The organism is Streptomyces yokosukanensis (genome assembly GCF_001514035.1).
In the GTDB taxonomy this organism is placed as follows: domain Bacteria; phylum Actinomycetota; class Actinomycetes; order Streptomycetales; family Streptomycetaceae; genus Streptomyces; species Streptomyces yokosukanensis.
In genome coordinates, this window is record NZ_KQ948253.1 from 11,385 (window position 1) to 21,849 (window position 10,465).

The 10,465-nt window shown below is 63.0% G+C and carries 10 protein-coding genes; 1 reads left to right on the forward strand and 9 read right to left on the reverse strand.

Annotated elements, in window-relative coordinates:
- Window positions 1–137: 137 nt before the first annotated feature.
- From AQI95_RS43480 to AQI95_RS43520, 9 genes are all read right to left on the reverse strand, one after another.
- A complete protein-coding gene (locus AQI95_RS43480; RefSeq protein ID WP_067136968.1) occupies window positions 138–929 on the reverse strand; it encodes a 2-keto-4-pentenoate hydratase in 792 nt (263 codons plus the stop codon).
- Between the two features lie 83 nt (window positions 930–1,012).
- Complete coding sequence (locus tag AQI95_RS43485) at window positions 1,013–1,999, reverse strand: class I SAM-dependent methyltransferase (RefSeq protein WP_067136970.1); 987 nt, start codon at window positions 1,997–1,999, stop codon at window positions 1,013–1,015.
- Window positions 2,000–2,027: 28 nt separating this feature from the next.
- Window positions 2,028–3,065, reverse strand: coding sequence for a 4-hydroxy-2-oxovalerate aldolase (dmpG, locus tag AQI95_RS43490; protein WP_067136972.1), 1,038 nt, complete (start codon window positions 3,063–3,065; stop codon window positions 2,028–2,030).
- The gene (locus tag AQI95_RS43495; protein ID WP_067136974.1) at window positions 3,062–3,955 is read right to left on the reverse strand and encodes an acetaldehyde dehydrogenase (acetylating); all 894 of its coding nucleotides are present in this window, start codon (window positions 3,953–3,955) and stop codon (window positions 3,062–3,064) included. Before AQI95_RS43495 ends, dmpG begins: the two co-directional genes overlap by 4 nt.
- A 142-nt stretch (window positions 3,956–4,097) precedes the next feature.
- A complete protein-coding gene (locus tag AQI95_RS43500; protein ID WP_244189105.1) occupies window positions 4,098–5,222 on the reverse strand; it encodes a prephenate dehydrogenase in 1,125 nt (374 codons plus the stop codon).
- 121 nt (window positions 5,223–5,343) lie between these two features.
- Window positions 5,344–6,834 (reverse strand): tryptophan 7-halogenase, encoded by a 1,491-nt coding sequence (locus AQI95_RS43505; protein WP_067136979.1) that lies wholly within the window; start codon window positions 6,832–6,834, stop codon window positions 5,344–5,346.
- Window positions 6,835–6,889: 55 nt separating this feature from the next.
- Window positions 6,890–8,017: an alpha-hydroxy acid oxidase gene (locus AQI95_RS43510; protein ID WP_067136981.1), complete on the reverse strand. Its 1,128-nt coding sequence runs from the start codon at window positions 8,015–8,017 to the stop codon at window positions 6,890–6,892.
- Window positions 8,017–9,084, reverse strand: a complete 1,068-nt coding sequence (gene hppD / locus AQI95_RS43515) for a 4-hydroxyphenylpyruvate dioxygenase (protein WP_341849509.1) — start codon at window positions 9,082–9,084, stop codon at window positions 8,017–8,019. The genes AQI95_RS43510 and hppD overlap by 1 nt, the downstream gene beginning before the upstream one ends.
- A 77-nt stretch (window positions 9,085–9,161) precedes the next feature.
- Window positions 9,162–9,374, reverse strand: a complete 213-nt coding sequence (locus tag AQI95_RS43520; protein WP_067136985.1) for an MbtH family protein — start codon at window positions 9,372–9,374, stop codon at window positions 9,162–9,164.
- 750 nt (window positions 9,375–10,124) lie between these two features.
- Here AQI95_RS43520 and AQI95_RS43525 point away from each other — a divergent pair.
- Window positions 10,125–10,465, forward strand: a 341-nt coding sequence (locus tag AQI95_RS43525; protein ID WP_159056757.1) for an AMP-binding protein, incomplete at its 3' end; no start/stop codon positions are given.

Here is a 10,465-nt window from a genome sequence, read left to right on the forward strand (position 1 = left end):
TTCATCGATCAACGCCACATTCGAATCAAGTGGCCGATGCTCGACAAAATCAGCAGCATCTGCAGCATGCATTTCCCATCACCCTCTTTCGATATTGGGTTCAAACGTGTGTCGCATGGAGAGAGCTACGTAAGAGCTCAATTACTGAAAGTGGAAAGGGACACGGATCCCAAGGATCCGAATGACGCCCTGACGGTAGTGCCTGCCTCGAGATCAACCGCTGCGGCCAGCGACCCGGCCAGGATCAAGTCGCCGGCGCCGATCCCCTCGCCGAAAGAGGCCAATATGCGCACGAGGCATGCCACGGACTCCGCCGGATGCCCCATCACGGCCGAACCGTTCGCCGTCTGAACGGAACCACCCGACTTGAACACCATCGTCTCGGCGGCGAGGTCGCGCCCATCGAAGGGAACGGCCTCACCCAAGACGGCCATTGCCGACGAGGCGTTGTCCGCGACGGTGTCCACCCACGCGATGTCCCAGTTATTGATACGGCTGTCGAGTACCTCCAAGGCCGGGAAGACCTCGGTGGTGACGTTCAGTACATCCGCAGCGGTCGTACGGGGATCGGAGAGGTCGGCGCCGATCCGGAACGCGATCTCCCCCTCGACCTTGGGTGAGATGAACCATTCCGGATCGAGGCAGGCGCCGTCGGCGAGAAGCATGCCTTCGGTCAGAAATCCGAAATCCGGTTGATCGACGCCGAACATCTCCTGGATGGCGATGCTCGTGGCGCCGATCTTGTATCCGGCATGCACTGCCCCGTTCTTGTGTTCCAGGGTACGGAATGTCCGCTGGATGGCGTAGGCGTCCAGCGCGGTGAACTCGGGATACCGAGCGGAGATGGGCGGTATCGCCTTGCGCTCGTTCTTGGCGTTCCAAAGTTCGAGGGCTATTTGCTCATGAACGGCGTGTGGATCCTGAAGCATAACTCGTGGCCGAATTGAGTGCTGCGCAGGTGGCTGGCGCAACTGTCCCCGTCTCGGCACGCCTCCATTCAGACCTCGGGAAGTTACTTGGTCGCCACGAACAGCCGACCACCCGGCATGATCTGTGACACGCAATCGACATTCGAGAAGCCAGCGCTGCGGAACTTTTCAACCCATTGGTCCGCGGTGGGCAGCTTGATTCCCATGAAATTCGAGTGCAGGTAGGTGAAGAGGGCGCTGAACTTACGCTCGCGAGCTTCCTGTCCGTACGAGACCGCATCGACCACGGCCAGGACTCCGCCGGGCGCGAGAGCCTTGTGACAGGTGCGCAGCACGTCTTCGAAGACGGTTTCGTTCTGCAGGACGTCGTGCATCACGAAGCATGCCTGGATGACATCCGCCCCTTCGAGCGGACCGGGGTCGGTGATCAGGGACTCGACCGACCGCTCGATGACCTGCAGCCGATCGTCCACGCCGGCTCGTCCCGCGGCTTCTCGGGCGGCGTCACAAGCAGCCGGGCTCAGGTCGAGGGCGACACCGGAGCGGCGGCCGTCCTGAAGGAGGAGGTCGATGAGCAGACCGGCCGCGCCCGCGCCGAGGTCGACGACGTGCTTCGCGTCGGCGGCCACGACCCGTTCGACAACGGCAGGGTAGAAGGTCCGATCCCCGATCCAGCGCGAACTGACCGCCACCCGGCGCCCGTCACGGCGATAGGTGTCAGCGGCGGACTCGCTGTCGGTGAGGAAGGCTCGGGCGTTCTGCAGGAACGGACTGTTTGCGGTCAGCGCCCAGGACAGATACCCGACCTCGTGCCTCCAGTCCGCGTAGTCGTCGGACGCGCGGTACAGGTCCTTCCCGTCCTCGGCGGCGACCAGCCCGGCGGCCGACAGCGCATGCACATAATTCCTGAGGCTGTCCTGGGAAAGGCCTGTCGCCTCGGCCAGATCGGCGATACCGAACGTGCGGCCCGAGTCCAGCACCTGGTCCACGCCGATCTCGGCTCCGATCTGGAGCAGTGCGGCGACCGCCGCAAAATCCGCTCCCACCTCGCGTGCGGAATCCAAGTTCACCTTTGCTCCTCCGTCTTCTGAACGGTCATCAAATTACTTCGTACAGGGAGTTCTTCTGGGCGAGTCCCATCGCCACTTCGATGATGGTGTCCTCCTGGCCGGCGACGACGCCCCTACGGCCCAGTTCCATCAGGATTTCTCGTGGGTCCACCTGGAAGCGCTCGGCGGCACGGCGTGTGGGCGAGGCGAAGCCGGAGAAGACACCGGCGATGCCGCTCGCAATGGTGACACTGTCGTTCGTCGGAATGCGCTTGACGAATGTGGATTCCGCGAGATCGGCCGCGTCAAGTGCCGCGAACAGCTGGAGCTTGGTCTCGATCTGTTCCAGGTGCAGGTTTGCGGCGACCAGTTCGAGCGGGGCGTTACCGGCCCCGGCACCGAAGCCGCGCGCCGTCACATCCACGATGGTCGCGCCGGCCTTGACGGCGGCCATGCTGTTCATCACCGAGAGGCCGAGGTTGTTGTGGCCGTGGAAGCCGATCTCGATGTCGAGTTCCTCGACGAGCGCGCCGACCTTTTCATCGACTGCGGCCGGAGTGTACGCACCTGCCGAGTCCATCAGGATGACCGCGTGTGCTCCGTACTCCTGTATGAGCCGTGCCTGCTCGATGAGCGTCTTGGTCGACGCCATGTGGCTCATCAGCAGCATGCCTTTGACCGTGACACCCATCTCACGGAGCATGGTGATCTGCTGACGGGTCACATCCGCTTCTGTGCAGTGCGCACCGACCCTGACCTCGTCGACGCCGCAGTCCAGTGCGGGCTTCAGATCGCGTTCGACCGTCGCGAACCCCGGGATGGACAGGACGCCGAGCCGTGTCTGCTTCAACTGGGCGCGCGCGGCGGTGAGCATCTCCATGTCGGTCAGCGCGGCACGTCCGACCTGGATGGACGAGGCGCCAAGTCCGTTGCCGTGCCCGACCTCGAGGAGGTCGGCCCCCGCAAGCTCAGCGGCCTTGGCGTAGGCGACGATGTCCGCATGACCCAGTTGATGCGCTACGGCGTGATTTCCGTCCCGCAAGGTCGTGTCACAGATTTTGAGCTGCCGCTCGGCATGTGTCTTCATCGACGTGCCTCCGCTCGCCCCTCGGCGACAGCCACTGCCGCACAGGTGATGACGTCCAGATTCCCGGCGTAGCGTGGCAACCAGTCACCGAGTCCTTCGACTTCGATGGTCACCATGATGCGATCGCCGGTGGCAACTGGCGGAACGACAACGCGATAGCCCGGGACATAGGAATTGATCCGCTTCTCCATCTCGTCGACCGAGACGCGCAGCGCTTCCATGTCAACGTTTTCGGAAGCCGGGACCGCGATGGTGTTCCGCATGACCATTCCCGGCTCCGCCGGGTTGATGATGAGAATCGTCTTGGCGGTGTCCACCCGACAGAATTCATGGGTGGCATGCTGAGTGGTGAAGGCGTATTCATCAATATTCGCCCTCGTCGCAGGACCGACACTCGCCGATGAGCTGGCTGTGGCGATTTCCAGGTATCCCAAGCCGTCGGAGGCATCGCTGAAGCAGCGCGCGATGGGAACTGCGGCTTGTCCACCACAGGTCACCATGCTCACGTTCTGCTCGGTGAGGCACTCCTCAAGGTTCAGTGCCGGAACGCAGAATTTACCGAGATGCGACGGCGTGAGGTCGATGACAGGGATGCCCAAACCTTCGAGTATGTTCCAGTTGTGCACCGCGTCCTTGGCCGACGTCGCATCGAAGACCACGTCGATTCGGTCCGCCAACTCAGCAACCGCGTCGATCCCGCCAGCAGTCGTTGGGATCCCACGAGACTCGGCGAGCTCTATACCCGGAGAGCTGATTCGCCGGCCGGCGAACGAGTCGCACCGGAGATGGGGGGACGCTATGACCTTGAGCAGCAGGTCGCAGCCAATATTTCCCGTGCCTATGATGGCCACGCGAAGCGGGTCAGCAATGGAGCCCTTTTGTGCATGCATTCATCCATCCTCTATCCGCAGTCTCAATGCTGTGAGCGTCGAGCCGAGTTCGGCCGACGAGATGCGTGCGGGGGTGCCCGTCAATTCGCTTGAGCCGACGAAACCCCATGAACCTCATGAATCCCAGTACAGCTCACACGGCTCATGGGGAAAGCACGCTTGCCATTTTCTGCTGCCGTGCGCCGGAGACCGGGTCGACGGATTGAGCGTTCCAACCGGCTCGGCCCAACTCCAGGACGATCTGGCCGGCACGCGCCGCCGGCACCGCGAACGTGATGGAGAAGGTTCCTTCTTCCGTGGAGTGGCGCGGCACCACGTCCTCCGCCTCCACGTGGAATGTCTTGAGAGCGTCCAGCAGACGCACCAACTGTCCGGGGCTCTCGGCCACCAGGACTTCCACGCGCGTCTCCCTGTCCGTGGCCTGCCGCCCCTGAATCGCCGCCAGTCCGGCAGCACCCCTGTTCAACAGGTCCACCATCGGCTCCAGGCACTGGCTTCTCATGTCCTGCGGTGCATTGGACAAGTCGTCGAGCGTGGCCAGCAGTGTCGTCAGATCGTCTCTGAGTTCCCGGAGTACTCCGGCGACAGCCGGTGCGTTGGCTTGCAGGATGTCGCTCCACAGCCCGGTATCCCTGACAGCTGACCGCGTCACGTCGCGCAGCCCTTGCCCCGCGAGCCGAAATGCCTCCCGCGAGCCGCGTTGAAGTCGCGCGGCCATGAGGCTGGCCACCAGATGAGGAGCATGCGAGGTCAATGCCACCGCATTGTCGTGCGCGCGACTCTCCATGATCACTGGAACTGCCCCGCACAGCGCGATCATCTCGAACACCCGGTTCACCGCGTCCTGAGACGTCGTCTCCGAAGGAGTCAGCACCCAGGCACTGTCCTCGAACAAATCCGCGCGAGCAGCGAGCGGGCCGCATCGCTCACGGCCGGCAAGAGGATGTCCACCTACATAACTGGACGGAGTATCCACGGACGTCCGGATGTCTCGTGCCAGCTCCGCCTTCACACTGGCCACGTCGGTGTAGCTCCGGGCCAGCCCTCGCGCCTGCATCTCCGCGAGCACGTCGCCAACTGCGCTCGGTGGTACGGCGATCACCGCCAAGTCGACCGGTTCGTCCGAAGCGCCAACCACTCCCGCGCCCAACGCGGCGGCCGTGCGAGCGGCTACTTCATCCTTGTCGAGCAAATGCACTGTTATGCCATGCCGACTGATAGCCAAGCCGATTGATGTGCCGATCAGGCCCGTGCCGACCACAGCCATCGTTCGAATCATCGTTACCCCCCATCAGCCTCTGGGCGGCCACCGGCCACCGTAGGGCTCGCCTGAACGACGCCACCGACCTGCCCGCACCCCGGAAACCCGCCCCGAACGCGAGGTCAGGTCAGTAGCCGAAATCCGCCCAGCGCATTCCGTCGGCGGACGGCACAAGACCGCCTTCCCGCATCGGGCCTTCGTCGTCGACGGCCTCTCCCAGCGCGGCATGGACCTGGATCTTGGCCCCCTCTTCGAGGACCGACTGGACGAGCATCGAGTCGAACAAATCGCGATCCGTTCCGCTCTCGCCTGCGGGCCGGTCGACCAGCTCGGAGAACTCCCGGAACGTGGACTCGCGCTGTTCTGTGTAGGAAGCGGCGTTGACCAGTCCGCCTTCGTGCGAAGCTCCACCGCCGACCAGTTCCACGAAAGACTCGAGTCCGGGCGCCGAGCTGTTCATGACCTTCTTGGCGGTCCAGAAGTACGAATCCTCGTCCTGGTGCATGTCGTAGAACGCCACGAGGAAATCGTGGAAGAGCGAGTACTCGTTCCGGTACCGTGCTTCGTACTCCTCGAAGCACTTCTTCTCTTCAAAGTCTCCGCTCAACGACGAGTTGATGGAGCGAGCGGCCAGAAGACCGCTGTAGGTGGCGAGGTGCACGCCGGAGGAGAAGACCGGATCGATGAAGCATGCCGCATCGCCCACCAGGACCATGCCGGGGCGCCAGAACGTGTCCTGGCAGTACGAGTAGTCCTTGCGGACCCGGACCTCGCCGTAGGGTCCGCTCTCCACCCGACGTGCCTCGGACAGATATTCCGCGATGAGCGGACATTCCTCGATCAGGCCCATCAGGGCCTTCTCCCGATCCCCCTGAACTCGCTCCAGAGCCTCGCGCCGCAGTACCGCGCCGACGCTGGTGAGCTCATCGGTGAGCGGGATGTACCAGAACCAACCGGAGTTGAAAGCAGCGCAAAGAATGTTGCCGGAGTTGGGGGCAGGAAGCCGCTTTCCACCCTCGAAGTAGCCGAAGAGCGCAATGTTCTGGAAGAAGTCCGAGTAGTGCCGGGTACCGCCGATCCGGCTCTGAATACGGCTCTTGTTGCCGGAGGCGTCCACGACGAAGCGGCTGCGCACCTCGTGCCGAACTCCGTCAACGTCACTGTAGAGCACCCCGCAGACGCGGCCGTCCTCCTCGATGACGTCCACCACGGAGCTCTTCTCGCGGACCTCGACTCCCTTGTCGCGCGCGTTGTCCAGGAGAATCTGGTCGAACTTCATCCGCTCTACCTGGTAGGCCAGCGAGGTCGGGCCCGAGAAGGTCGCGGAAACGGAAAAGGAGAACGTCCACGGCTCGGGGCTGCTCCCCCATCGGAAGGTGCCTCCACGCTTGGGCATGAACGCAGCCTTCTCCAACTCCTCCGAGACACCGAGGAGCCTGCAGATACCATGCACCGTCGAAGGCAGCAGGGACTCCCCGATCTGGTACCGGGGGAACTCTTCCTTCTCCAGGAGAAGAACACGGTAGCCCTGCATAGCCACCAGGGTGGACACGGTGGAACCACCCGGCCCACCACCGACGACAACGACATCGAACTCGTGGTCATCTTCGACTTGCATGACACCTTCTCCTTAAATAGTTTTGTCCAGGGGAATGAAAGATGTCCATCAGTACTCACGGGCGCATACCGGAGACAACAGAGCGCAAGGTGCGTGCGGCAGCCAGGTCGGCACAGCCGGCCAGGAGCAGAGCCTCCTCAAGTTCCGTCCGCAGAAGCGAAAGCACCTGAGCGACTCCCGGCGCCCCAGCTGTGCTCAGCCCCCACAACACCGGACGTCCTACCAGGACCCCGTCAGCGCCCAGCGCCAGTGCTCGCAGGATGTCGGTGCCGCTGCGGACACCGCTGTCCATAAGGACCTGGCACTGCCCGCCCACCGCTTCGACCACCCATGGCAGCGCGGTGATGCTCGGCAGCGCACCGTCCAACTGCCGGCCACCGTGGTTGGAGACCACCACCGCGTCGGCCCCGAGTCGGACGGCCTGTTCCGCGTCCCTGGGATCAAGGATTCCTTTGATCACCAAGGGAAGTCGGGTCTGCTCCCGGATCCATTCCAAGTCCGACCAGCCGAACGTGGAGTCGAAGGCAATCTTCGTGTGCGCAGCCACGGCCGACTCGCCGGGACGACGGGAATGCGCCGCGGAAGAGCCGTCGGGCTCCAGGTTGGCACTACGGATCCAGGAGGGAAGCGCGAACTCGTTTCGCAGGTCGCGCAGCCGACGGCCCATGATCGGGACATCCACGGTCACCATCAACGCCTGGCAACCGACTTGCTCGGCGCGGCGGATCAGCTCGACCACCCGACCGCGATCGTGCAACCAGTACAGCTGGAACCACAAGGTTGCCCCGACCGTGGCGATTTCCTCCAGCGAATGGCTGCTGATCGTGCTGACCACAAAGGGCACCTGCGCCGCCAGAGCGCCCTCTGCGGCTGCAAGTTCGCCCTCTGGATGCAGGAGACGCTGGTACGCCATCGGCGCGACGGCGAGGGGCAGCGCGGCCGAAGCGCCCAGAAGCTGTGCACCGGTGTCGGTCTTCTTGATGCCTGCCAGCACCCTGGGCACGAGTGACACGCTGTCCAGGGCCGCACGGTTGGCGTCCAGGGTAGATTCTGTGCCGCTGCCACCGGCAATGAAATCCCACACCGCCGGCGCCAACCGCGCGGCGGCCGACTGCTGCAGGTCTTTCACGCACACGGGCTGCGTTCCCGCTGTATCGACCGGTGCCGCGGACTGCTGGGCCATTACTTCTCAGCCTCCGCTTCGACCCGCTGCCGTTCGACCGCTTCGTAGAGTGCCTTGATGTTCCCGCTCCCGAAGGTGCGAGCCCCCAGACGCTCAATGACCTCCATGAAGAAGGTGCCGTACGGATGGACCGAGGCAGTGAAGATCTGGAACAACTGGCCGTCATGGTCCTCGTCGACCAAGACATCCAGTTCTTGCAGTTCGGAAACAGAGTGCTTGGTCAGATCCACGGACAGCAGCCGGTAGTAGGCATCTGGAGTGCTCAGGAAGGACACACCCAGCGACTTGAGCAGGCCCACCGACTCCACGATGTTGTCTGCCGTGAAAGCGATGTGCTGGACGCCGGCTCCGTCGTGATTCTTCAGAAACTTGTCTATCTGCCCCGGCTCGAGCGAGGTATCGGGTTCGATCAAGGTGAGCGTGACAGAGCCGGATCGGCTCTGGACCACCTTGGAGTCCATTGCCTGACTGCCCACCACGATGCGCTCTTCGAAGATCATCTGGAAGTCGAGGATCTTCTCGTAGAACTCCACGGTAGGCGTGAGCTGCCCAGCTTCGAGACAGACGGCGAAGTGGTCTATCTCCCCCAGGCCACTGTCAAACCGAGCACCCGTTTCCGGAACCGCCGAGAAACCCGGAAGTGTCCGCGCACCGCTACTGGCAGGGCGCTGCACGAATGTGTGAATCACATCTCCGAAGCCTCTGATCGAGGCCATTGTGATCCCGTCCCGCTCGACCGGTTCCGCCACCACTGCGGCGCCCCGGCGCACTGCCTCGGTGAACGCCTCCGTGGCATTGGAGGTCGTGAGCGCGATATTGGCCACCCCGTCACCGTGCTGCTCGACGTATGCGGCTGCGGGGTGGTCAGCACCCTGCGCCATCGTCAGCACCAGCCGGATCTGATTCTTGCCGAGCGCCACCGAACGGATGACCTCGGCAGACGCTGCCGGTTCGGAAGCTCCGTAGATCTCGAACCCGTAGCTGTCTACGAACTGCGCTGCAGCCACCGCCGTGTCTTGTACATAAAACTCGACATGGTCAATGGAGAGTTCATCGAAAATGGACACGTTTGAATTTGCCATTTGCTTCACTATCTCGGTTGACTGTGTGGGCAGGAACTGAGGTCGGTGAGGACGGGCAGGGTTCACGCCGTTGTATTCATTTGCTGTACGAGGCTGTGCGGCCGCATCTCCGTCCAGTTCGAGTTGATGTACTCGATGCAGGATGCGCGGTCGTTCTCATGCACGGAGGTCCAGCCGGCCGGCACCTCGGCGAACTTCGGCCAGAGCGAATACTGCTTCTCTTCGTTGACCAGTACGAGGTATTCCGCCTCGGGGTTTTCGAAAGGGTTGGTCATGACCTCGCTCCTTCTGCTCCTTGCGGGTGCGCGGGCTCGGTGATGCGCGGGACCGGCTGAGCCGCGACGTCGCGGTAGACGCACCCACCGTTCGGGTGCTTGGCTTGTTACGCCATTCTTCGGCGCCATGGGCCGACAGCCGCCTCGACACGGATTCAGCACCGAGACTCGAATCGACATACAGAAGGTGCGACATGCAGACACCCTCTTGGCGGTCGCGAAATGCGCGTGTGCTCTACCCGCGACGCTTTTCGCTTCGCTACGACGGCATGGCCTTGGTCTCTACGACCAGATTAGTTCAGCCATTGGCGGAAAAGCATCCCTCGACCTGGTAGGCCCGCACGGGAAACCGGAGTGGTTCTCAAGCGGATCTGGATCCGAATTCAAGGACTCCGCCCGCACTCGAAATGCGCTACAGGACCGCTTGAGATCCATGCTTCCCTACCAGATCGAGGGGTGACCGCCCGCGGCCGTTCGCCTAGTCTGGCTGCGGAGATGCCGGAATGGCAGGCATGAAAACCGTTGAGTGGCCCAGTAGCCTTCCCGGGCGAAGTTTGCACGTCCGGAGGGAGGACTCCAGTGGATACAGGGGTTTTGCCGATTCTACACTGTTCGCCTGTGCGCATCTTGCAGCCTTCCATTCCGCGACGATCACGTGCTATCCGGAACCTTCGGTTCCGTTACGATCACGCGCGTTGCTGGCCCAGCTGAACTTCGCGCGGTCTCAACGCCGAAAGAGGGTGATGGGCAATGCGTGCTGCAGATGCTGCTGATTTTGTCGAGCATCGGCCACTTGATTCGAATGTGGCGTTGATCGGTGAATCGGTGCCGGCGGCTTTTGCGGCTCAGGCGCTGCGGTCCCCGGATGAGGTGGCGGTGCGGTGTGCCGGGCGGGAGTTGTCGTACCGGGAGTTGGACGAGCGGGCGAATCAGTTGGCGCATCGGTTGGTGGGTCTGGGGGTGGGTCTGGGGGTGGGTCCGGAGGCGCCGGTCGCGGTGCTGATGGAACGCTCGGTGGACCTGGTGGTGGCGCTGCTGGCGGTGTTGAAGGCCGGAGCGTTCTACCTCCCGTTGCACAGCGGGTATCCGTT